The organism is Paucibacter sp. KBW04 (genome assembly GCF_003852425.1).
Lineage (GTDB): Bacteria > Pseudomonadota > Gammaproteobacteria > Burkholderiales > Burkholderiaceae_C > Paucibacter_A.
Genome location: NZ_QAJN01000016.1, coordinates 124517 through 148041 on the forward strand (window position 1 = coordinate 124517; position 23525 = coordinate 148041).

The following is a 23525-nucleotide window of genomic DNA, read 5'->3' on the forward strand; positions in this document are numbered from 1 at the left end:
GGCGGCTTGCGGCCCCGTATTGTGACCATCGCGCCCCACTTCTGCACGCCCAAGGTCAATGCGGGCCAGGGATTAGCCCGGCACGCATCAAGCCTCTTCCTTCAAGCAAACCTCAGCCGCACTGCCCCACATAGCCGCAGGCGGTGCAGAAGTCGCAGCCGTCTTTGTGAATCATGGTGGCATTGCCGCATTCCGGGCAGGGCTTGCCCGCCATGGCTTGCACCGTGGCGCCGGGCGCCGTCTTGGCCACCACCGGCGCTTGCAACAAGCCCATCTCGACCAGGGGCAGTCCCTGCTCGTCCAGCACACCTAACATCGCATAGCGATGGATGATGAGGCGGGCCACATAGGCCACGGTGGAGGGCCAGATCTGCTGACGACGCTCACCGCTCAGCGTTGGCACCGGCGCCATGAAGTGGCCCAGGGGCTCGCCCACATTGAGCAGCTTGCGCAGCTTCATGCCAATCCAGGCCGGGTCCATCACCCGCATGTCCAGGCTTAGCAAACGGGCCATGCCGTCCAGGGCCTTGGGGTAATTGCCCGAGAAGCCCATGGCGCAAGGGCGGGTGACAACACCGCCGTCCGGCGTGGGCAGGCTGACTTCCTTGAGGGTCAGGGTGAATTGCTCGTTGGTGGCGGGGTTGTCCACATCGACCGCCCAGGCCAGCGTGCCCATGGTGCTGGTGCGGGGTTCTTCGCGGCTGAACATGGCGTCCAACACCGGCGTGGGGCCGCCGTCTTGCAAGGCGCCGAGCTGCTCGCAGCGCCAGCGGATCACGGCCGCGGTGGCCGCCACCACGCCGGGGAACAAGCGGGTCTCGCCGCCCGGAGGCATGGGCATCTCGAAAGCGCGCTCCTCGGCCACGGTGGCCAGGGCGTCAAGCTTCAAGCGCAGCCAGGCGGCGTCATTGGTACGCAAATCCATGGACAAGGTCTTGGCCACGGCGGCCAGACCGCGCGGCTGCTCGGCACCGTTGACCCAAACCTCGAAGGGCAGGTTCTTGCCGAACAGGCCGGCATCCGGGCCCACGGCCGGCAGCTCGCCCACGAAGAGGGCGAAGTCGCCATGCGGGTGGCGGATCATGTAACTCCAGGCCGGGTTGCCGCCGGGCAGCTCTGGCCGGCTGGGCCAGCGCAAGGAGGCCAGCACCGCATTGGGCAGGCGCGTCACCAGCATGCGCTGATTGCTGCCGTCACTGGGCACGGGCTGCAGCGGCTCGGGCGCTTTCACCGGCGCGGGTGTGTCCACGCTCAGCACCGAGCCCAGCACGCTATTGGGCCGGTAGGTGGCCAAGCCCTTCAGACCCGCCTTCCAGGCCTGGTTATAGAGGTCTTGGAAGTCGGCGTAAGGGTAGTCGGCCGGCACATTGACGGTCTTGGAGATGGAGGTATCCACAAAAGGCGCGACCGCCGCCACCATCAAGGCGTGGTCGGAGGCGCTCAGCTCCAGCGCGGTGACAAAGGCCTGGCTCAGGGGCGCGTCCTTGCCGAACATATGACGGTAGAGGCGCCAAGCATGGTCCTCGACGGCATACTCCTTGTAGCTGCCATCGGGCATGCGCTTTTTGCGGGTATAGCTCCAGCTGAAGGCGGGCTCGATGCCGTTGGAGGCGTTGTCGGCAAAGGCCAGGCTGATGGTGCCGGTGGGCGCGATGGACAAGAGATGCGAGTTGCGCAGGCCTTGGCCACGGATCTTGTCCTTCAGGCCCTGCGGCAGGCGCGAGGCGAAGTTGCCGCCGGAAAGATACAGATCGGCATTGAAGAGCGGGAAGGCACCGCGCTCCAGGGCCAGATCGCTGGAGGCGTCGTAAGCGGCATTGCGCATCACCTCGCTGATGTGGCGGGCGCAATCGCGGGCGGCCTCGCTGTCGTAGCGCAGACCCAGCATCACCAGGGCGTCCCCCAGGCCGGTGAAGCCAAGACCCACGCGGCGCTTGTTGCGCGCTTCTTGCTGCTGGGCAGGCAAGGGCCAGGGTGTCACATCCAGCACGTTGTCCAGCATGCGGGTGGCCGTGCAGCAGACCTCGGCAAAGCCCTCGTCATCAAAGCTGGCGGCAGCACTGAAAGGCTCGCGCACAAAGTTCGTCAAATTGACCGAGCCCAGGCAGCAGCAGCCATAGGGCGGCAAGGGCTGCTCGGCGCAGGGGTTGGTGGCGGCGATGGACTCGCAGTAATGCAGATTGTTGTCGGCATTGATGCGATCCAAAAAGAGCACGCCGGGTTCGGCATGGTCGTAGGTGGAGCGCATCACCTGGTCCCAGAGCTCGCGAGCCTTCAGCTTGCGATAGACCCACTGGCCATCGGCGCGCTGGTATGCACCGGCCTCGCGCTGCTTGGGGCCGGGCTCGGCCTTGTGGAAAAGCTCAATCTCACCGTCGGCTGCGACGGCCTCCATGAACACATCGGTCACGCCCACCGAGATATTGAAGTTCTTCAAATCCCCCTTGTCCTTGGCGTGGATGAACTCTTCCACATCGGGGTGGTCACAGCGCAGCACGCCCATCTGAGCACCGCGTCGGCTGCCGGCGCTTTCCACCGTCTCGCAGCTGCGGTCAAACACCCGCATATAGCTGACCGGGCCGGAGGCATTGCTCTGCGTCGAACCCACCCAGGCGCCGCGCGGGCGGATGCGGGAGAAGTCATAGCCCACGCCACCGCCGCGCCGCATGGTTTCGGCCGCCTCGGTCAAAGCGGTGTAGATGCCGGGGTGGCCATCGTCCTCGCTGGCGATGGAGTCGCCCACCGGCTGCACAAAGCAGTTGATCAAGGTGGCGCTGAGCTCGGTGCCCGCCGCCGAGTTGATGCGCCCGGCCGGCACAAAGCCGCGCCGCTGGGCGTCGAGAAATTTGTGCTCCCAGTCCGCCCGCGCCTCTGGCGCCTCGGCCTGGGCCAGGGCCCGTGCCACCCGCTGGCGCAACTCGTCCAGCGTCTGCTCATCGCCCTTGGCGTACTTCTCCAACAAGACCTCGGCGCTGATGTCCTGCGGTGGCAAGGCGGCCGGCGAGGCAATCGGCGTAGACGGCAAGCGAGGCTTTTCCGCGTCCGAATCTAGGGCGTCAAAGCTGGTCTGGGTGGGGATGGGAGGAGTCATGCGGGTCTTTCGGAATGCGGGGGACTGAATCGATGCTGGGCCTGATGCGAGCGCCATGATGAGCCCATCTTAGCCATCCGAAATTGACGCGGGTCAGGGCTTGCGCGCTTGAAATTTTCGCGAGCTGGCCTGTCAAAGTCGCCTCCGTGAGTGCCCACTCACCGGGAAAAAACGTGCTGCCGGGCCACACAGGCTGGGATAACGATAGAGGCTGGGCGCTGCAACTTGAAGCAAAGTCGGGCCATGAGCGAAAAAACAATTTCCCTGGACGGGATTGAGGTCTTGATCGAGGACTCGGCCTGCGGCCCGCAGGCGGAAACCCTGGTGATGATTCACGGCTGGCCCGACACCTACCGCATCTGGGACGCGCAAGTCGAATTCTTCCGCCCCCATTTCCGCTGCGTGCGCTTCACCCTGCCGGGTTTTGACATCCGCCAGCCTCGCCAAGGCTATTCCCTGGCGCAGCTGAGCGAGCACATCCGCCGCGTGATCGAGCAGGTTTCGCCCCAACAAGGAAACGCCGGGCCGCCCCAAGGTTCCTTGCCCCCCTCGGGGGGCGGGCTGGGCTCGCCCAGCCTTGGGGGCGCTCATCAACCGGTGACGCTGATGCTGCACGACTGGGGCTGTGTGTTTGGTTTTCAAGCCCTGCTGCGCCATCCGCAGCTGGTGCGCCGCGTGGTCGCCATCGATGTGGGCGATGCCAGCTCGCCGGAGTTCCTGCGCAGCCTGAGCGGCAAGACCAAGCTGATGATTGCCAGCTACCAGCTCAGCCTGGTCGCCGCCTGGCGACTCGGAGGCGGGCTTGGGGACCGGCTCACCCGGGCCATGGCCCGCGCCCTCAAATGCCCGGCCGATCCTCAGCACATCGGCGCAGCCATGAACTATCCCTACGATATGCAGTGGACCGGCAGCTTTGGCGGCCTCAAGGGCCAGATGCTGCCGCTCAAACTACCCTGCCCGCTCTTTTTTGCCTACGGCCGCAAAAAGCCTTTTATGTTCCACAGCCAGGCCTGGGTCGAGGGCCTGCAAGCTCAAGCCCAGCACCAGGTGCAGGGTTTTGACTGCGGCCACTGGGTGATGCGGGAGCAGGCCCAGGCCTTCAACCAGGCCGCGCTGCGCTGGCTGCAGGCCTGATCGTCGCTGGCAGCACACAGCCTTTGGAGGGATAGGCTCGGTCCGCCGCCCTAACTGTGCCTACACTCAGAGCCCTTCAAGGCGCCCAAGCACCCCAACGCTGCACATGAATTCGCAAGCCGATCTGCCCAATCTGGCCATGGCCCTGGAATACGCCGACCTGGCCGCTGCCCTCTATCTGGCCGGTGGCAGTGACCATGCGGCCCGCCTCTTGGCGGCAGCCGCCGAGGAAGTGCTGGGCGATTTGGCCAAGCTGCTGGGGCCCCACGCACATTCCGACGAGGTGCAAACCCTGTTGGCCCGCGTCGCCCTGCGCTACAAGGCGCCGCAGATGGACACCCGCATGGCCGCCGGCGTCCGCCCCTCCCAGCTAGGCCTGTTGGGGGACGACTACAGCGACTTCGCCGAGCAACGCCGCAACGAAGTGCGCAGCGCCACGGCCAGCTATCTGCGTGCCGCTTGGTACACGCTGGAAGCCATGGGCCTGGAAGCGGTGATCCCGCAACGCCTGCAAAAAGCCGTGGACCACAGCACGATTTACCTCTGATTTAAGCGGTAATTTGAGTCGCTGCTCGCACAAGCATCTGCTAGCATCTAGCGAAGCTTCAGGAGCTCGCCATCAATACCGAACGCCGCCATTTCACCCGCGTCCCCTTCGACGTCGAGGCCGAGCTGATCACCACGCAGGAACAGATCAAGGCGCATGTTCTTGACCTCTCCCTGAAGGGCGCTTTGCTCCGCCTGCCGGCGCCGCACGGCGCCGCCGTGGGCACCCCCTGCCTGCTCAAAATCACCCTGGCCGACAAAGAGACCTGCATCTCCATGGCCGGCGAGCTCGCCCATATCGAGGGCGAGAACGCGGGGCTTTTGTGCCGCAGCATCGACATCGAGAGCATCACCCATCTGCGCCGCCTGATCGAGATGAATCTGGGTGATGCCAGCTTGGTCGAACGCGAACTCGCGACGCTGATCGGCGCCTGAGCTCGCTGCCGGGCGCAGGCTCAACTCAGGATGAATTCCCGCAGGGTCGCGTAAGCGGCCTTGGGGTCATCGCGCCAGGCACCGTGGCCCACGCCGGGGAAGCTCTTGAAGCTGGCCCACTCACGCGGCAGGGCCTCGAAGATTTCGCGCGCATCCTCGGGCGGGCAGACCGGGTCTTCCTCGCCCGCCAACACCAGCACCGGGCATTGCGCACGCGCCAGACCAGGCAACAACTGCAGCCCTTGTTTTTCACCCGCGACAAAGTGCAGGAGAATCTCCTCACGCACCAGGGTCCGCGCCGCTGAATTCGGATCGGCCGGCTCGGTGGTGTTGTACAGCTTGCGGCAACCTGCCCAGTAGGCCGCCCAAGTCGCCGCGTTAGGCGTGGTCCAGAAGGCCTCGGCCAACTCGCGCGCCTTGACCCCACCCCGGCGCTCGAAGGCGGCCAGCTTGCGCTCCATGCCCATGTGATGCGAGGTGCTGGACAGAATCACCTTGGACGCATGGCCAGGATGGCGAGCGATATAACGCTGCGCCACAAAGCCGCCGAAGGATTGGCCCAGCACAATGGGCTTGACCAACCCAAGCGCATCACTCAGACGCACCACATCGTCCGCCCAAGTGTCCAGCGTCCATTCGCTGGAGGGCCGCTCGTCGCTGCGGCCATGGCCGCGATGGTCGTAGTAAACAATCTGCGCGATATCGGCCAGGCAGGAGAAGCCCGGCTTGAAGGCGGCGTGGTCAAAACCGGGGCCGCCGTGCATGCAGATCAAGGTGGGCTTCTCCCGCATCAAGCCACCGTCGGGCACCAAGCCCGGGCCCTCTACATCGACGAATAAACGAACGCCGCCACCAATATCGATACGCATCAGACACTCCCGCAGGACTAAGCAACAAGGTTCGCAGTATGCCCATGCTGTCGCCTACATGACCTAAGGGTGACAGCGGGGCCCACACAATCCGCAGCACAAACTCTTGCACCGGAGACAAGCCCGATGAGCCAGCAAAGCCACTACCGCATCTGCCCTCTGTGCGAAGCCTGCTGCGGGCTGGAGATCCGCAGCGAAGGCGGGCGCGTCGTGAGCATTCGCGGCGCCGAGAACGATGGTTTCAGCAAGGGATTCATCTGCCCCAAGGGTGTGAGCCTGAAGGATTTGCACGAGGACCCGGATCGCCTGCGCCAACCCCTGATCAAACGCGATGGGCGGTTTGTGCCGGCCAGCTGGGACGAGGCTTTTGAAGAAATTGAGCGCCGCCTCTTGCCCATCTTGCGCGAGCAGGGGCCGGACGCCGTGGCCACCTGCATCGGCAACCCCGCCGCCCACAAGATCAGCCTGCTGGCTTACTTCCCCAAGCTGGCGCGGGCCCTGGGCACGCGCAATATCTTTTCTGCCTCCACCCTGGACCAAATGCCCAAGCAGCTCAGCGCTGGCCTGATGTATGGCCACTGGCTGAGCATCGCCGTGCCGGATCTGCCGCGCACAGATCTGCTCATCATCCTGGGTGCCAATCCCCAGGTCAGCAACGGCAGTTTGTGGACCGTACCTGACTACAAAGGCAAGGCCCGCGCCATGCGCGAGCGCGGCGGCCGCATCATCGTCATCGACCCGCGCAAGACCGAGACGGCCCATGCCGCCGATGAACACCTGCCCATACGACCGAGTGGCGATATTTTCTTGCTGCTGGGCATGGTGCATACCTTGTTCGACGAAGGCCTGGTGCAACTCAAGCATTTGGCCGCGCATGTGAAGGGTTTGGACACTCTGCGTGAGGCGGTGCAGGCTTACTCACCCGAACGCATGGCTGCCGGCTGCGGCATCCCCGCCGAAACGCAGCGCCGCCTGGCCAGAGAATTAGCCGCGACCGAGCGCGCCAGCCTCTACGCACGCATCGGCAGCTGCACCCAACGCTTTGGCACGCTCAATAGCTGGCTGGTCGATGTGATCAATACCCTGACCGGCCATCTGGACGCCATCGGCGGCGCCATGTTCCCCAAGGCCGCCGCCTTCGCCGCCAACACCCAAGGGCGGCCGGGTGTGGGCAAAGGCATCAGCACCGGCCGGCGCAGCAGCCGGATCAGCCAGGCGCCCGAGGTTTTTGGCGAGCTGCCCATCTCCTGCCTGGCCGAGGAGATTGAAACCCCGGGGCCCGGCCAGGTACGGGCCCTGATCGCCATCGCCAGCAATCCGGTGCTGTCCGCCCCCAATGGGCCGCGCATCGCTCGCGCCCTGGATTCGCTGGACTTCATGCTCAGCCTGGACATCTATTTGAATGAGACCAGCCGCCATGCCGATGTGATCCTGCCCGGTCTCTCACCGCTGGAGGATCTGCATTACGACGTCGCTTTCCCCCAGCTGTCCTGGCGCAATCACGCCCGCTACTCCGGCCCGGTATTCAGCAAGCCCGCGGGCCAGCCCAAGGAATGGCAGACCTTGCTGCGTTTGACTGCCCTGCTTGAGGGCAAGGACTGGCGTGGGGATGTGAGGATCATGGACGACGAGTCCATCGCCAGCGATGTGCAACGCAGCATGGGTGAGCATGCAGACGCGGTGCTGGCGGCCTTGGCGCCCTTGCGCGGGCCCGAGCGCCTGATCGATCTGGCCTTGCGCACAGGCCCCTATGGCGATCAGTTCGGCCGCAAGCCCGAAGGTCTGAATCTGGCCAAAGTAAAGGCCGCAGCGGCGGGCATCGATCTGGGTGAGTTGCAGCCGCGCATCCCCGAGTTGCTGCGCACCCCCTCGGGCCAGATCGAACTGGCCCCGCAACAGCTGCTGGATGATTTGCTGGCCGTCGATGCGGCGCTCGCCCAGCCCGCACCCACGATGAGCTTGATAGGCCGGCGCGATATGCGCTCGGGCAATAGCTGGATGCACAACCTGCCGGTGCTGGCCAAGGGGCCGATGCGCTGCACCTTGCTCGTCCACCCTGAGGACGCGGCGCGCTTAGGGCTGCACGATGGCGGGCGGGCTTGCGTCGCCAATGCGCAAGGTGAGTTGAAGGTGGAAGTCAGCCTCAGCCAGGACATGATGCCGGGTGTTGTCAGCTTGCCCCATGGCTGGGGCCACGACCTGCCGGGCGTGGAACTGGCTCTGGCCAAACAAAGGCCTGGCGTCAATCTGAATGCCTTGTTAGATGACAAGGCCCGCGATCCGCTCTCGGGCAACTCGGTGCTGTCGGGCGTGGCGGTTAGCGTTCGGGCTCTTTAAAACTCGGCGCGCTCGGATCTTGACCCAACGCAAAGAATGAATTAGGCGAAGGGGCTTCCCTGTGTTAGACTTGGCCGCATAGATACGCACAAGACCGTTTCTTCAAGGTCTTCAATCTGCAGCCCCTCGGCAGTACGTTCGAAAGAATGACGCATAAGGGCTCGCTTCAGTTTCAACTCCCCGTTTGACTGTTCTTGAGTGTTTCTGTCTTCGCAGGCATAGACACGTGCTTTTCGCACGTGTTGAATGGCAAGTTGCCGCCGCGAAGTGTTTTTCAATTTGTTCAAAAGGAACACATCATGACGACAATGCAAACCGGTACCGTGAAATGGTTCGACGACGGCAAGGGCTTCGGCTTCATCACGCCTGAAGACGGCTCCAAGGACCTGTTCGCTCACCACAGCGAAATCCGCAACAACGGCGGCTTCCGTACCCTGGCTGAGAACCAAAAGGTTGAATTCGAAGTCAAGCAAGGCCCCAAGGGTCTGCAAGCTTCGAACATCCGCGCACTGTAATTTGCGCCGGGCAGGCCGGTCGCAAGACCCATCTGCCCAACACTGAAGCCGCGGCTGACGCGTGAGCGTTGGCTGCCTTCAGCAAAAGGCACCCTCCGGGGTGCTTTGTTTTACTTCCTCGCATTTGCCCAGACCACAAAGAACAAAGGCAGGCTTGGAAGCATTGAAAGTACTGGCCCCCCAAGCCATGTCCTGTCCGTTTGAGGCATCGAAGACTCACGGACCGTTGCACCCGCCATGCTGCAACTTCCCTTCGCCAATTCGCATCTGAACAATCGGTTCGGGTGCACACCTCTCTCTAAAAATGCATAAGAAAACAAGCATTGAGGTGGGCAAATATCTTGTCTCACCCATGATCAAAACCCAAGACGATGGCAGCTTTGCAGCCTCGGTCTCCATCCGCTCTGGCATCGGCCAAGCCAGTCACGACCGCGTGATGCGCTTCACCCGCCGCTTCCAGTCCCAGCGCGCCGCCCTGCGTTACGCCACGGACCAAGGCCTGGCTTGGGTGAACGCGGTGCACTGATCAAGTCTTCTTGATCCACCCATGAAGAAAGGGCGCCAGAGGCGCCCTTTTTGCGTTCAAACAGCCACTGCTTCGCTTCAGCTCTTGCTGGCCGCGCCCTTGACTTCCACACCGCCACCCAAGGCCTTGTAGAGGTTGACGCCATTGAGCAAGGCCGCCAGGCGAACCTGCACCAGAGCTTGCTCGGCCGCAAAGCTGGCACGCTGAGCGTCCAGCAACTCCAGGCTGCTGGAGGCACCGTTGCTGTAGCGAAGATCGACCAGACGCAGGCGTTCGTTCTCGGCCTTGGTTTGGGCGGCTTGCGCCTGCAACTGCTCGGTAAAGGTGGCGCGGCCAGCCAGACCATCGGCCACCTCGCGGAAGGCTTGCTGCACCGCCTTCTCATACTGCGCCACGGCGATGCCTTGCGCCGCCTTGGCCGCATCCAGATTGGCTTGATTGCGGCCCGCGTCAAAAATGGGCATCAAGGCCTGACCCGACAGCGTCCAGATCGAGTTCTTGAACAGCTCCGACAAGGCCGAGCTGGCCGTGCCGAAATTGGTGGTCAGCAAGATGCTGGGGAAGAAGGCCGCGCGCGCCGCGCCGATATTGGCATTGGCCGCCATCAGCTGGGCCTCGGCCTGCAAGACGTCGGGGCGATTGACCAGCACTTCGGAAGGCAGGCCCGCCGGCACATCGGCCAGGCTTTGCGCCGCCAGACTCTGGCCCGTGGGCAAATTGGCGGGCAAGGGCTGGCCCACCAGCAGGGTCAGGGCGTTCTCGTCCTGGGCTTGTGCGCGCTTGGCCTGAGCCAAGGCAGCCAAGCCGGCAGCATGGGCCGATTCCGCCGCCGCCAGGTCCAGGGCCGAAGCGGCACCTGCCTCGTACTTCAGGCGAATCAGGCGCAGGCTCTCGGCGCGGGTGGCTAGCGTGGCAAGGCTGAGCTTGACCATCTCGCCATCGGCCACCCAGGCCAGATAGGCCGAGGCAAGACCTGACACCAGCGAGATCTGCGCCGCACGGCCACCCTCGGCCGTGGCCAGGTAGCGGGCCATGGCGGCATCGCTTTGGTTCTTCACACGGCCGAAAAGATCGATCTCATAGGCCGTGATTTGCAGGCCGGCCTGGTAGCTGTTCACCGACTTGCCGGTGCTATCGGGCTGACGGCTGGCGCCCAGGCCCACGCCCACCGTGGGCAGGCGGGCGGCGTTGGCCACCCCTGCCAAGGCGCGAGCTTGCTCGACATTGAGCAGGGCCACACGCAAATCGCGGTTGTTCTCCAGCGCCAGCTTGATCAGCTCACGCAGGCGGGCGTCCTGGCCGTAGAAACTCTGCCAGGGCAGTTCGGCAGCGGCCTGACCTTGGGCACCGGCGGCTACCTTGCCATCGACCGGCCAGGCTTGCGCCACCGGCGCGGCGGGCCGCTCATTCTTGGGCGCCAGCGCGCCGCAAGCACTCAGCACCAGCACAGAGGCCGCGGCGGCCAGGGTTTTCAAAGGGAATCGCTGTTTCATATCAATGCTCCTCCGCACGGGGGAGTGTCGGAGCGGGGCTGCCAATTTGACGGTGGCTGGCGTTGCCAGGTGCACCCTTGAAGATGCGCCGAACCACATAGAAGAACACCGGCACAAACAAGACGGCCAGCACGGTCGCGGACAACATGCCCGACAGCACACCGGTGCCGATGGCACGTTGGCTGGCCGAACCGGCGCCGGTCGCGAAGTAGAGCGGCAGCACGCCCAAAATAAAGGCCATGGAGGTCATGATGATGGGGCGGAAGCGCAGGTGGCAGGCCTCAAGAATGGACTCCACCAGGCCCTTGCCTTCTTGCTGCAGGTCTTTGGCGAACTCGATGATCAGAATCGCGTTCTTGGCCGACAAGCCGATCACCGTGATCAAGCCCACCTTGAAGTACACATCGTTTGGCATGCCACGGAAGGTCATGCCCAGCAAGGCGCCCAAGATGCCCAGCGGCACCACCAGCAGCACCGACAGCGGGATGGACCAGCTCTCGTACAGCGCGGCCAGGCACAGGAAGACGGCCAGCAGCGAGAAGGCCAGCAGAATCATCGCTTGCGAGCCCGAGAGCTTTTCTTCGCGCGACAAGCCGGTCCACTCAAAGCCGATGCCGGGAGGCAGTTGCTTGGCCATCTGCTCCAGCTCCTTCATCACGTCGCCGGTGGAGGCACCGGGGGCGGCATCACCCGCCAGACGCATGGCTGGATAGCCGTTGTAGCGCACGGCCTGGGTCTGACCGGTAATCCAACGGGTCGTGGCAAAGGCCGACAGCGGCACGCTCTTGCCCTGCGCATTGGTGGCATTCAGACGCAAGATGTCCTCGGGCTGCATACGCGCCGCCGCATCGGCCTGCACCATCACGCGCTGCAAACGACCGCTGTTCGGGAAGTCATTGACATAGGCCGAACCCAAGGAGGTGCCGATCACATTGGCAATCGTCTCGTAGGGCACGCCCAAGGCATTGGCCTTGTCACGGTCGATATCGATTTGCAGCTGCGGCGCGTCTTCCAGACCATCGGGGCGCATGCCCACGATCTTCTTGTTCTGGCTGGCCATGCCCATCATCTGATTGCGGGCGTTCAGCAAGGCCTCGTGACCCAGATTGCCGCGGTCTTGCAGACGCAGGGCAAAGCCGGTGGCATTGCCCAACTCGGGGATGGGCGGCGGGCTCAAGGGGTAGATGAAGGCGTCACGCACCGACATCATGGCGCCGAAAGCACGTCCGGCCAGGGCGCCGGCACTGTGCTGCGGACCAAGCCGCTCTTCCCAGGGCTTCAGGGGCACGAACACCAGGGCGGCATTCTGACCTTGGCCGGAGAAGGAGAAGCCGATCACGCCGATGGTGGCCTCGACCTCGGGCTGCTTGAGCATGAAGTCTTCCACATGCTTGACGGCGGCCTCGGTCCGATTGGCCGTGGCACCCGGGGGCAGCTGCACATTGACGATCAGATAACCCTGGTCTTCATTGGGCAGGAAGGAGGTAGGCATGCGCACATAGAGCAGACCCACCACAGCCAGCACCACACCGTAAACGACCAGCATGCGGCCGCTGCGGCGCAGCAGCTTGGCGACCCAGCCTTCATAACCCTTGGCGGTACGGGCAAAGCCGCGGTTGAACCAACCGAAGAAGCCCTTCTTTTCCACATGGTGGCCGGCCTCGACGGGCTTGAGCAGGGTGGCGCACAAAGCCGGGGTCAGGGTCAGCGCCATCAAAGCCGACAGCAGCATGGAGGCCACCATGGCCAGCGAGAACTGGCGATAGATATTGCCCACCGAGCCGGCGAAGAAGGCCATGGGCACGAAGACCGAGACCAGCACCACGGTGATGCCGATGATGGCGCCGGAGATCTGCGTCATCGCCTTGCGGGTGGCTTCAAGCGGTGACAAGCCCTCCTCGCTCATAATGCGCTCGACGTTCTCCACCACCACGATGGCATCGTCCACCAAGATACCGATGGCCAGCACCATGCCGAACAGCGTCAGCACATTGATGGAGAAGCCCAGGGCCAGCATGGCCGCGAAGGTGCCCAACAAGGCGATGGGCACGACCAGGGTGGGGATCAGGGTGTAGCGCCAGTTCTGCAGGAACAGGAACATCACCAAGAACACCAGCACGATGGCTTCGATCAGGGTCTCCACCACCTGCGAGATCGAGACCTTGACGAACTTGGACGAGTCGTAAGGGATCTGATAGACCACGCCTTCGGGGAAGAACTGCTGCAGCTCGGCCATGCGGGCCTTGACGGCGCCGGCCGCCGCCAGGGCATTGCCGCTGGGCGAGAGCTGGATACCGATGCCGGTGGAGGGCTGGCCGTTCAGACGCGAGTAAGTGCCATAGCTCTGGCCACCCAATTCGACGCGGGCCACATCCTTCAAGCGCACGGTGGAGCCATCGGCATTGGCGCGCAGCACGATGTTCTTGAACTGCTCGGTACTTTCCAGCTGACCATTGACCACCACGGTGGCCGACATGGTTTGGCTCGTCAGATTGGGCAGGTCCCCGATCACACCGGCCGGCGTCAAGGCGTTTTGATTGCGGATGGCCGCATTCACCTCGGCCGGGCTCATGTTGTAGCTGAGGAGCTTGGCAGGATCCAACCAAATGCGCATGGCACGCTCGGTACCGAAGAGCTGGGCCTGGCCGATGCCCGGGATGCGCTGCAACTCGGGCACGATGGCGCGGGCAGCATAGTCGCCCAGGGCCACCGGGTCCTTGGAGCCGTCCTTGCTGGACAGGGTCACGAACAACAAGAAGTTGTTCTGTGCCTTGTCCACACGCACCCCTTGCTGCGTCACCGCAGCGGGCAAGCGCGGGGTGGCGCGGGAGAGGCGGTTTTGCACATCCACCTGGGCCAGCTCGATATTCGTGCCGGGCTCGAAGGTGACGGTGATGGCACCCGTGCCATTGGCCTGGGAGACGGACTCCATATAGGCCAGGCCGGGCGAGCCGTTGAGCTCCTGCTCAATCACCGAGATAACGCTCTCATCCAGGGTCTTGGCCGAGGCACCGGGATAGGCCACGCTCAAGACCAGGGAGGGCGGCGCCACCTTGGGGTATTGCGAGACTGGCAGGACGGTGACCGCAACCGCACCGAAGACCAGGATGAACAAGGCAATGACCCAGGCAAAGATGGGTCGGTCGATAAAGAAACGCGACATGGTGTCAGGCCTCTCTTAGCGAGCAGCGCCGCTGGCGGCCGAAGCGGCTGATGCGGGGGCAGCAGCAGGCGCAGCGGCCGAAGCCGGCGACCAAGGCACGGGCGACACCGGTGCGCCGGGCACAAACATTTTCTGGAAGCCGTCGACGATGACTTGCTCGCCCGGCTTCAGGCCGTCCAGCACCACCCACTGGTTGCCCTGGGCATGATCCACCTTGACCATGCGAGGCACCGGCTTGTTGTCAGGCCCCACCAGCAGCACGGAATCGCCCTGATTGCTGCGCTTGACGGCTTGCTGAGGCAGCAAGATGCCCGAGGGCAGCTCGCCCTGGCTCAGGCGCACCCGCACATACTGGCCGGGCAACAACTGCTGGCCGGGGTTGGGCACCTCGGCGCGCAGGGTGACCTGGCCCGAGCTGGCATCCACGCTCAAATCGGTGAACAGCAACTTGCCGGGCTTGGCCAGCTCCGTGCCGTCGTCCAACACGATGCGAACTTGGGCGGCTTGATCGCCGGCCGAGCGCAGCTTGCCGGAGTTCAGGGCGCGGCGCAGTTGTTGCACCTCGTTGGCACTCTGGGTGAAGTTGACGTAGACGCTGCCGGTCTGCTGGATCAGTGCCAGCTGGGTGGCCTCGGCAGCGCTGACCAGGGCGCCTTCGGTCACCAGAGCACGGCCGATGCGGCCGGAGATCGGCGCGCTGACCGCGGCGTAGTCCAGGCTCAGCTTGGCCGTCTTGATGGCTGCCTTGGCGGCGGCCACATCGGCTTCGGCCGCCTTGGCCGCTGCGACGGAGGCGATGTATTCCTGCTGGCTGATGGCCTTGCCATCCACCAGGGGCTTGTTGCGTTCGGCCTGAGCCGAGGCCTGGGCCAGATTGGCCTGGGCCTTGATCAAGGTGGCTTGAGCGCTGTCCAGCGCGGCTTGGTAGGGGGCCGGGTCGATCTGGAACAGCACTTGGCCGGCCTTGACCTCGGCGCCTTCGGTGAACAGGCGCTTGAGCACCACGCCATTGACGCGAGCCCGCACCTGGGCCGTGCGCTGGGCTTCCACCCGCCCAGGCAACTCGGTCTGCAGGCTGACCGGCTGCAGTTCGGCCTTGACCACCCCCACCTGGGGCGGGGGCGGCATGCCGCCCGGGGCGCCACCGGCGCCGGCCTTGTCACCGCCGCCGCAAGCCGTCAGGGCCGCGGCCACCGCGACAACCAGAGGAACGAGGTAGAGCGCGCGTGCGCCCACACCCAAAGTGGATGGCTTGGAATTTGGTTTGGATTTCATGCTGAACGCGCTCGCTGGGCAGGTTTGAATCGATTCTTGGGGATGACAGGAGTTCTCAGGCATCTTGCTTTGGATCAAGCCCGCAACGCAATCCTGCGAGCGGTTTGAATGTGGGGTGATGTTGTGAAAGAGTTGGCTGGCAGTATATACATACATTCCTGCATGTATGTTACGCAAGCTAAAATGTCCCCAACATGGCCAGAAAAACCAAACAGGAAGCGCAAGAAACCCGCATGGGTATCCTCGACGCGGCGGAACAACTATTCCACCAGCGCGGGGTGTCCCGCTGCTCGCTGCAAGATATTGCGGCGGCCGCCGGTGTCACCCGGGGTGCCATTTACTGGCATTTCCAGGACAAGGCCGAGCTCTTTCACGCCATGATGGAACGCGCCACCATGCCTCTGGAAGAAGGCATGACGCCCAAGGATGACGAGGCCGAGGCCGAGGCGCCACCGCTGACCCTGGCGGAGCTGCGCTGGGGTCTGGTCAACGTCTTCTACACCACCATGCACAACGAACGCACCCGCCGTGTGTTCGAGATCGCCATGCAAAAAGTGGAGTTCAGCGGCGAGATGCAGGCCCTGCAAGAACGCAAGCTGTCCAACCACCGCGAATGGCGTGACCTCAACCAAGCGGTGTTTGACCACGCCATCCAGCTGGGCCAGCTGCCCGCCTCGCTGGACACCCGCAAGGCCGCCGTCACCCTGGTGGCCCTGGTGGACGGCATGCTTTACCAATGGATCATGGATCCCTGCTCCTTCGACCTGGTGGATGTGGGCCAGGCGGCGGTGGAGAACTTTTTGAAGGCCTTGAGCCTGGATGGCCCGGCCCTGCTGCCGCCCATGAGTGCCGAGGAAATCGCCCGACTGGGCCGGGGCGGAATTTGCCAACGCCCCGGTGGTGGCCAAAGAATCATCGGCCGACGCTTCCAAAAAGACGGGCCCAAGGACTCAGAACTTACCCGCAAATAGCCGGGGTCGGCGGGCGGACGCTTCGCCATCCTCAACCCTACTATTTACGGAAAAGCTCTAAGAAGCCACAAGTTCAAGCGGGACAAGGCCTTGGCTTTGTGCAGGCCATGCACGGGTTTGCCCCAGGACAGGGGACAATCGCCCGCTCCCCCGAATTCAAACTCGTCGTACCGACGTTTCAAGCTGGCTAGGTGCACACGCACAAGGCCAGCGCAGCCAGCCTCAGCCATGCAAGCCCAGACCCCATCGAAATCCGCCAAGACCGCCAAACAAGGGAATGGCGCAGCCAAAGCCCTGACGGCCTACCGGCCGTTCTGGGCCAAGCGCTTCGGGCATGCGCCCTTCCTGCCCATGAGCCGGGCCGAGATGGACCAGCTGGGCTGGGACTCTTGCGACATCATCATCGTCACTGGTGACGCCTACGTTGACCACCCCAGCTTCGGCATGGCCGTGATCGGCCGCACCCTGGAGGCGCAGGGCTTCCGCGTGGGCATCATCGCCCAGCCCGACTGGCAAAGCGCCGACGCCTTCAAGGCCCTGGGCCGACCGAATCTGTTCTTCGGCGTGGCCGCGGGCAATATGGATTCGATGATCAATCGCTACACGGCCGATCGCAAGATCCGCAGCGATGACGTCTACACGCCCGGCGGCCTGGGCGGCAAGCGGCCGGACCGCGCCACCCTGGTCTACACCCAGCGCTGCAAAGAAGCCTGGAACGATGTGCCCATCATCATCGGCGGCATTGAGGCCTCGCTGCGCCGCATCGCCCACTACGACTACTGGCAGGACAAGGTGCGCCGCTCGGTGCTGGTCGACTCCAAGGCCGATCTGCTGCTCTACGGCAATGCCGAGCGCGCCATCGTCGAGATCGCCCACCGCCTGGCCGCCCGCCAGCCCATCGAGAGCATCACCGATGTGCGCGGCACCGCCTTTATGCGCCGCACGAATGACCCCACGGCCGAGGGCTGGTTCGAGCTGGACTCGACCGAGGTGGACATGCCCGGCCGCGTGGACGAGCACATCAGCCCTTACCAAACCATTGAGCAGACCGCTGAAGAGAAAGCGGCCGGCTGCGTCACCGGTCAAGTCAAAGCAGGTGACGGCAGCAAGCCCATCACCATCCACCGCGCCACGCCCAAGCCCCCGCTGGAAGGCAAGATCCAGATGCCGCCGCGCGAGCGCACCGTGATCCGCCTGCCCGCCTACGAGCAGGTCAAGAGCGACGCCGTGCTCTACGCCCATGCCAACCGCGTCCTGCATCTGGAAACCAACCCCGGCAATGCGCGTGCCCTGGTGCAGCGCCATGCCGACCGTGACGTCTGGATCAACCCGCCGCCCATCCCGCTGACCACGCCGGAGATGGACCATGTCTTCGACCTGAACTACGCCCGCGCCCCGCATCCCAGCTATGCCGACGCCAACGGCAGCCACGACGGTGAGACCAAGATCCCGGCATGGGAGATGATCCGCTTCAGCGTCAACATCATGCGCGGCTGCTTTGGCGGCTGCACCTTCTGCTCCATCACCGAGCATGAGGGCCGCATCATCCAGAGCCGCTCGGAAGACTCGGTGATCCGCGAGATCGAGGAGATGCGCGACAAGGTCAAGGGCTTCACCGGCGTCATCTCCGACCTGGGCGGCCCCACGGCCAATATGTATCGCATCGGCTGCAAGAGCCCCGAGATCGAGGCCGCCTGCCGCAAGCCCTCCTGCGTCTACCCCGGCATTTGTCAGAACCTCAATACCAATCACGACCCGCTGATCAAGATGTACCGCCGCGCGCGGGCCTTGAAGGGCGTGAAGAAGATTCTGATCAGCTCGGGCCTGCGCTACGACCTGGCCGTGCAATCGCCCGAGTATGTAAAAGAGCTGGTCACCCACCATGTGGGCGGTTACTTGAAGATCGCGCCCGAGCACACCGAAGACGGCCCGCTGTCCAAGATGATGAAGCCCGGCATCGGCAGCTACGACCGCTTCAAGAAGATGTTCGACGCCGCCAGCGAGGAAGCCGGCAAGAAGCAGTACCTGATCCCCTACTTCATCGCCGCCCACCCGGGTACCTCGGACGAGGACATGATGAACTTGGCGGTTTGGCTCAAGAGCAATGGTTTCCGTGCCGACCAGGTGCAGACCTTCTACCCCAGCCCCATGGCCACCGCCACGGCCATGTACCACTCCAACAAAAACCCGCTGAAGAAGGTCAGCCGCGACCCGGCCCTCAGCGAGACGGTGGACATCGTGCGCGGCGACCGCCGCCGCCGCCTGCACAAGGCTTTTCTGCGCTATCACGATGCGAACAACTGGCCCATGCTGCGCGAGGCGCTCAAGACCATGGGGCGCAGCGATCTGATCGGTAACGGCAAACACCATCTGATCCCGACTTTCCAGCCCGTCACCGATGGCAGTTACGAGAGCGCTCGGCGCAAGAATTCAACGCCGACCGGCGTCAAGACCTCGGTGGCCAAACCCTTGGCCAAGCAGCGCAGCGCCCAGCCCGTCCCGGGTCAAATCCTGACCCAGCACACCGGCCTGCCGCCGCGCGATAACGGCTCTCGACCGGCCCGCGCCGAGCGTGCCATGCCCGTGGGCGCGCCTCGCACCGCCTCGCATGCCGGCCCGCGCAGCAGCGTGCACAGCGCCAACAAGGCCGGCGGCCAACGCGCCAAGCCGGCGCACAAGCCCGCCGGTAAACGTTAAGTCGGGTTTTGAGGTGGCGGGGCTTGCGGGTCCTGGCCGGGTGCCACGCTCTTGGCCTGAGTCAACTCGCGCAACAAGTTAGCCAGGCGCAGACCCAGCTGGGCAAAACCCAGCCAGCGCGCCAGGCGGCTGGACTCGGCGCCCGCCCCTTTTTGCTTGAGGCCGCGCAGCAGAAAACTCGCCCCCGCCGCGCCACCGGCCAAGCCCCACCAACCCAGGGGCTGGCGAAAGACCTGCGCCTCACGGCGGATCTCGCCACGTAACTCGATATTGCGCAGACGCAGGGCCAGTTCGCGCTGCTTGAGCTCGGCCAATTCTTGTTTGAACATGGCTCAGTCCCCCAGTGCCGCGCGATCACGCGCCAATTCGGCCACGGTGCCGGCGAAGGCCCCCCCCTTCTGGCTCAGGCTGCGGCTGGCTTTTTTCCAACACCACCAGGCCGCCGCGAAATAAGCCGCAGCCATCAAAAGCGCACACAGCCAGCGCCAGGCCTCGGGGCTCAGGAGCAGCAGGCCGGCGCTGAACAGGCCCAGACCGGCAATCGCCAGCAGCAAGGCCATCAGCGTCTGAGCCAGGGCGGCGAACAGGCGCAGCTTCTCGGCCTCCAACTCGACGGAGACCAACTCCACCCGGTTCTGCAGCAACTCCAGGCCGTGCAAGCCCATGCGCCGCAAGCTGGCGAACAGGCCGGGGCCCGCCTGCTGCGCCTGACCCGATGTTTGTTCTTCACTCATGCCCACCCCCCAAAATTGAAAACTGTTGCGCTCTTGTACAGATCAAGCCAGTTGCAAATCGTTTATAACCGAGCACTTCGTCTCTTGAATGCGGCGAAGACGCCACCGCGAGCATGGCGATGTCGGAAAGAATCGAATACCCTTGCACCATTGTCAATCTATCGGCTGGAGCATAGCCCCCCCCATGCAAGAGACACACAGTCCGATGCGCTCTGAGACCCAGGGTGATGACGATTTGCTGGAATTCCTGGATGGCCCGGAACCGGGCGAACGGGACCCTGCCGCTCTCGGCAACCCCTGGCGCATCCTGATCGTCGATGACGACAGCGACGTTCACAAAGCCACCGAACTGGCCATGCAAGGCCTCTTGGTCGAGGGTTTGCCGCTGAGTTTTCTGCATGCCAGCTCCGCCGCCGAAGCCCGTTATGTGCTGGCCCACGAGGCCGACCTCGCCGTCGTGCTGCTGGACGTGGTGATGGAGTCTGAAGATTCAGGCCTGCAGCTGGTGCGCTATATCCGCGACGATCTGCAGCTGGCCTCCATCCGCATCGTGCTGCGCACGGGTCAACCGGGTTATGCCCCCGAGATCGAAACGGTGCAGGCCTATGACATCAACGACTACAAGACCAAGTCCGAGCTGACCCGCACCCGGCTGTACACGGTGCTGACCGCCGCCATTCGCTCCTACCGCCAGATCTGCTCGCTGGAAGCGAACCGACGGGGTCTGGAAATGATTGTCGAGGCCAGCACCGAGCTGAGCCGCCTGCGCGGCCTGCACCGCTTCTCAGAAGGCGTGGTGACCCAGATCTGCGCCATGCTGGGCATCCTGCCCGAGGGCTTGGTCTGCGCCCAGGTGGGCACCGATGCCAACACCGATGTGCGCATCGTTGCCGCCGCCGGTCAGTACAGCGGATTGATGGACTGCCCCCTGGCCACCGTGCCGATTGCCTCGGTGCGCGAACCTCTGCAGCGCTGCCTGGAAGCCCGCGAGAACATTTACGAAGACGGCACCTGCCTTTACTTCGGCCTCTCCAACGGCCGGCCCATGGCCGCTCTGGTCGATGTGGGCCGCAAGCTGGGCGAGCTGGATCAGCGCCTGCTGCGTGCCTTCTGCGCCAATATCTCGGTAGGCCTGGAAAATGTGGTGCTCTACAGCCAGTTGCTGGACCAGGCCTATAACGACCAGCTGCTGCGCCTGCCCAACCGCAATCGTTTTGTCGAGCTGCTGGACAAAAACCTCAAGGATCCGGACGGCATCACGCTGGCCCTGATCGATATTGACGACTTCTCCGACATCAACGACGCCTTCGGCCATCATTTCGGTGACCAGGTCCTGCAGGCCGTGGTCGTGCGTCTGGGCGAGAAGCTGGGTTTCAACACCGCCATGGCGCGGGTCGGTGCCGACACCTTCGGCCTGCTAGGCCCCAGCAAACAAGTCTGCGCCGAGGCGATTCAAGCCGTCTTTAGCGAACAGTTCTCGGTCTCGGGCGAGCGCTTGCAGCTTTCGGCCACCACCGGCCTGGTGCGCCTGGAAGACTCAGCCGCGGTCGGCTCGGAGCTGCTGCTGGATGCGCAAATCGCGCTCAAGCAAGCCAAGCTGCAACACCGCGGCTCCTCGCAATACTTCTCTCCGGCCATGGGCACCGACGCGCGCGAGCGCTTCAAGCTGCTCAAGGGCTTGCGCGCCGGCTTTGAGGAAAACCGCCTCTTCGTGGTCTACCAACCTCAGGTGGAGCTCAGCAGCGGCCGCGCCATCGGCGCCGAGGCCTTGCTGCGCTGGCGCACCGAGGAAGGCAATTTTGTCCCGCCGGATCAGTTCATCCCGCTGGCCGAAAAGTCCGGCCTCATCATCAGCATCGGTGAATTCGTGCTGCGCACCGCCTGTCACCAGGTCAAACGCATGCTGGAGCTGGGCTACCCCGACTTCCGCATGTGTGTGAACGTCTCGCTGGCGCAGTTCCGCCACCCTGATTTCATGTCCATGCTGCTGCGCGCCCTGCGCGACATCGGCATCAACGGCCGCAATCTGGAACTGGAAATCACCGAGTCCATGGCCATGGAGGACACCGAGCTGGTGATGCATGTGCTGTCTGAAATCAAGCGCTGCGGCATCACCGTCGCCATCGACGACTTCGGCACCGGCTTCTCCTCGCTAAGCCATCTGCGCCAGTTGGATGTGGACCGGCTCAAAATCGACCGCGCCTTTGTGCGCGAGGCGCAAAGCTCCACGGCCGGCTCCACCATCGCGCAAATGGTCATCAATCTGGGCCGCGGCCTGGGCCTGACCGTGATCGCCGAAGGCATCGAGGGCGAAGAACAGCGCCAGCAATTGCTGGCCCTGGGCTGCCACGAGGGCCAGGGCTATCTGTTCGCCCGCCCCATGGCCGCCGAGCAGCTGGAGCGCTGGATGGAGCAGCAGACTCAGCCCAGCTGAGTCGCTTCTTCTATCCTCGATCTCAGAACCCGCGGCTCAGACTCAAGAACAGCTCGGGCTGCAGACGCCGCTGGACCAGCGGGCTGCCGGCAGCATCGCCGCGCAGCTGTTGAACGGCCAAACGCCCTTGCAGCTGCCACTCCTCGTCCCACTGGTAGTGGACGCGTGCAAACAGACCCACATTCTTGATGCCGGAACCCAGGGTGTAAGCAGCTTGGCCCGTGGCCGCCGCTTGCGCGGCATTGATGCCCAGCAAGGTGTTGGCCAATTGGGCATCCATCCATTGCGCGGACACCCCGGCCGCCAAGGCCAGGCCGGGCGCGGCCACCAGGCCGTAACCCCCTTCCACCTGCAGCGAACTCCCCCGCTCGGCCGGTTTGCCCCAAGCATTCAAGCGCCCCAGCCGCGTGCTGCTGACCCATTGCATCACCCACGGTCCATGGCTCAACTCGGCACTGAGTCGCAGCGCGGCGGCCAGCTTGATCTCATCGAGCTTGGCAAAGCGATCGGGCAGATCCTGGCTGCGGCGCAGGTAGAGATCCGGCAGGAGCGAGGCGCCCAAACGCAGGCCTGGCAAGACCTGACCCTCGATTCCCAGCCCGTGCACCGTGCTGATGAAAAAGCGCTCGCGGTAGCGCGATTCCAGCAGCGGCACCGGCAAAGCCCAAAGCCGATCCGAGCCGGGGTATTTCGGAAAGGCCGCGAAGCCCAGGCCCCAACGATGGGCCCAAGGACTTGTGGTCGATTCCTTGGATGCATGGGCGTTCTGCATAGCTGGCGTGGAAGGCGCTTCAGCTCGGGCGCTCAGCGCAGCGGCGCCCCAGAACAGCAGGCAGATGATGGCAGCAATTTGCATGATGGGATCTCTAGTGAATTGAATGGCGAAGGTGCTGGGCAAGCTCGGGGACGAGCGGCTCAAAACTCAATCACATCGTTGTTGGCGCCGGCCTTGCTGACCTTGGCCTTGAAGCCGCGCGGCACATAGACGGTGTTGCCACTGCCGCTGAAGTCGATGTGCTGAATGCTGGCGCCTGCTTTGACGCGGACGGTGTTGTTAAAGCCGGTGATCAGCAGCTTGGCCACCGTGCTGGTGGCGGCGACGGACACCTCGTTGCGAGCACCGCTGATCTCAATGTCATAAAGGCCGGACTTGTCCACATTGACGCTCAAGCCCAGGCCATCGATCAGCACCCGACCGTCTTCTTCGGAACTGCCGCCGCAGGCCGAGAGCAGGCCCAGCATGCACAGCAGGCTGAGCGACACGAGACGGCGGCGACCGGATAGAAACTGTTTCATGGCAAACAC

At 64.0% G+C, this 23525-nt stretch carries 18 protein-coding genes; 9 read left to right on the forward strand and 9 right to left on the reverse strand.

Going from position 1 to position 23525, the window contains the following annotated elements:
* Positions 1–112: 112 nt before the first annotated feature.
* Positions 113–3091, reverse strand: coding sequence for an adenosylcobalamin-dependent ribonucleoside-diphosphate reductase (locus DBR47_RS20070; protein ID WP_124453402.1), 2979 nt, complete (start codon positions 3089–3091; stop codon positions 113–115).
* Positions 3092–3334: 243 nt separating this feature from the next.
* Here DBR47_RS20070 and DBR47_RS20075 point away from each other — a divergent pair, with 243 nt between their 5' ends.
* The 3 genes from DBR47_RS20075 to DBR47_RS20085 all read left to right on the forward strand — a co-directional run bounded on the left by DBR47_RS20075 (position 3335) and on the right by DBR47_RS20085 (position 5206).
* On the forward strand, positions 3335–4225 hold the full coding sequence (locus tag DBR47_RS20075) for an alpha/beta fold hydrolase (RefSeq protein WP_124453404.1): 891 nt from the start codon (positions 3335–3337) through the stop codon (positions 4223–4225).
* Positions 4226–4331: 106 nt separating this feature from the next.
* Positions 4332–4772 (forward strand): hypothetical protein, encoded by a 441-nt coding sequence (locus DBR47_RS20080; RefSeq protein WP_124453406.1) that lies wholly within the window; start codon positions 4332–4334, stop codon positions 4770–4772.
* 128 nt (positions 4773–4900) lie between these two features.
* A complete protein-coding gene (locus DBR47_RS20085; RefSeq protein ID WP_231512421.1) occupies positions 4901–5206 on the forward strand; it encodes a PilZ domain-containing protein in 306 nt (101 codons plus the stop codon).
* Positions 5207–5226: 20 nt separating this feature from the next.
* Here DBR47_RS20085 and DBR47_RS20090 read toward each other — a convergent pair whose 3' ends face one another.
* Positions 5227–6075: an alpha/beta fold hydrolase gene (locus DBR47_RS20090; protein WP_124453410.1), complete on the reverse strand. Its 849-nt coding sequence runs from the start codon at positions 6073–6075 to the stop codon at positions 5227–5229.
* A 126-nt stretch (positions 6076–6201) separates the two neighbouring features.
* Between DBR47_RS20090 and DBR47_RS20095 the strand changes: the two genes are divergently transcribed.
* The 3 genes from DBR47_RS20095 to DBR47_RS20105 all read left to right on the forward strand — a co-directional run bounded on the left by DBR47_RS20095 (position 6202) and on the right by DBR47_RS20105 (position 9453).
* The gene (locus DBR47_RS20095) at positions 6202–8412 is read left to right on the forward strand and encodes a molybdopterin-dependent oxidoreductase (protein ID WP_124453412.1); all 2211 of its coding nucleotides are present in this window, start codon (positions 6202–6204) and stop codon (positions 8410–8412) included.
* A 308-nt stretch (positions 8413–8720) separates the two neighbouring features.
* A complete protein-coding gene (locus DBR47_RS20100; protein WP_058720877.1) occupies positions 8721–8927 on the forward strand; it encodes a cold-shock protein in 207 nt (68 codons plus the stop codon).
* 352 nt (positions 8928–9279) lie between these two features.
* Positions 9280–9453, forward strand: coding sequence for a hypothetical protein (locus DBR47_RS20105; RefSeq protein WP_370454936.1), 174 nt, complete (start codon positions 9280–9282; stop codon positions 9451–9453).
* A gap of 77 nt (positions 9454–9530) precedes the next feature.
* Here DBR47_RS20105 and DBR47_RS20110 read toward each other — a convergent pair whose 3' ends face one another.
* Genes DBR47_RS20110 through DBR47_RS20120 form a run of 3 tightly spaced genes read right to left on the reverse strand, consistent with a single transcriptional unit; the run spans position 9531 to position 15384 of the window.
* Positions 9531–10946 carry an efflux transporter outer membrane subunit gene (locus tag DBR47_RS20110; protein WP_124453416.1) on the reverse strand — a complete coding sequence of 472 codons (1416 nt, stop codon included), beginning with the start codon at positions 10944–10946 and terminating at the stop codon, positions 9531–9533.
* 1 nt (position 10947) lies between these two features.
* Positions 10948–14109: an efflux RND transporter permease subunit gene (locus DBR47_RS20115; protein ID WP_124453418.1), complete on the reverse strand. Its 3162-nt coding sequence runs from the start codon at positions 14107–14109 to the stop codon at positions 10948–10950.
* Between the two features lie 15 nt (positions 14110–14124).
* Positions 14125–15384, reverse strand: a complete 1260-nt coding sequence (locus tag DBR47_RS20120; protein ID WP_124453420.1) for an efflux RND transporter periplasmic adaptor subunit — start codon at positions 15382–15384, stop codon at positions 14125–14127.
* Positions 15385–15578: 194 nt separating this feature from the next.
* Between DBR47_RS20120 and DBR47_RS20125 the strand changes: the two genes are divergently transcribed.
* Both DBR47_RS20125 and DBR47_RS20130 read left to right on the forward strand, forming a co-directional pair.
* Entirely contained in the window at positions 15579–16355 is a 777-nt protein-coding gene (locus tag DBR47_RS20125; RefSeq protein ID WP_124453422.1) for a TetR family transcriptional regulator, read from the forward strand.
* A gap of 228 nt (positions 16356–16583) precedes the next feature.
* The gene (locus tag DBR47_RS20130) at positions 16584–19052 is read left to right on the forward strand and encodes a YgiQ family radical SAM protein (protein ID WP_124453424.1); all 2469 of its coding nucleotides are present in this window, start codon (positions 16584–16586) and stop codon (positions 19050–19052) included.
* Here DBR47_RS20130 and DBR47_RS20135 read toward each other — a convergent pair.
* Together DBR47_RS20135 and DBR47_RS20140 are read right to left on the reverse strand one after the other, a co-directional pair.
* Positions 19049–19381, reverse strand: coding sequence for a hypothetical protein (locus tag DBR47_RS20135; protein ID WP_124453426.1), 333 nt, complete (start codon positions 19379–19381; stop codon positions 19049–19051). The genes DBR47_RS20130 and DBR47_RS20135 overlap by 4 nt on opposite strands.
* A gap of 3 nt (positions 19382–19384) precedes the next feature.
* Entirely contained in the window at positions 19385–19786 is a 402-nt protein-coding gene (locus DBR47_RS20140) for a phage holin family protein (RefSeq protein ID WP_124453427.1), read from the reverse strand.
* Between the two features lie 205 nt (positions 19787–19991).
* Here DBR47_RS20140 and DBR47_RS20145 point away from each other — a divergent pair, with 205 nt between their 5' ends.
* On the forward strand, positions 19992–22220 hold the full coding sequence (locus DBR47_RS20145; protein ID WP_124453429.1) for an EAL domain-containing protein: 2229 nt from the start codon (positions 19992–19994) through the stop codon (positions 22218–22220).
* A gap of 22 nt (positions 22221–22242) precedes the next feature.
* Here DBR47_RS20145 and DBR47_RS20150 read toward each other — a convergent pair whose 3' ends face one another.
* Both DBR47_RS20150 and DBR47_RS20155 read right to left on the reverse strand, forming a co-directional pair.
* Positions 22243–23076 (reverse strand): MipA/OmpV family protein, encoded by an 834-nt coding sequence (locus DBR47_RS20150; RefSeq protein WP_124453431.1) that lies wholly within the window; start codon positions 23074–23076, stop codon positions 22243–22245.
* A 59-nt stretch (positions 23077–23135) separates the two neighbouring features.
* Positions 23136–23516 (reverse strand): DUF3060 domain-containing protein, encoded by a 381-nt coding sequence (locus tag DBR47_RS20155; protein WP_124453433.1) that lies wholly within the window; start codon positions 23514–23516, stop codon positions 23136–23138.
* Positions 23517–23525: the final 9 nt, after the last annotated feature.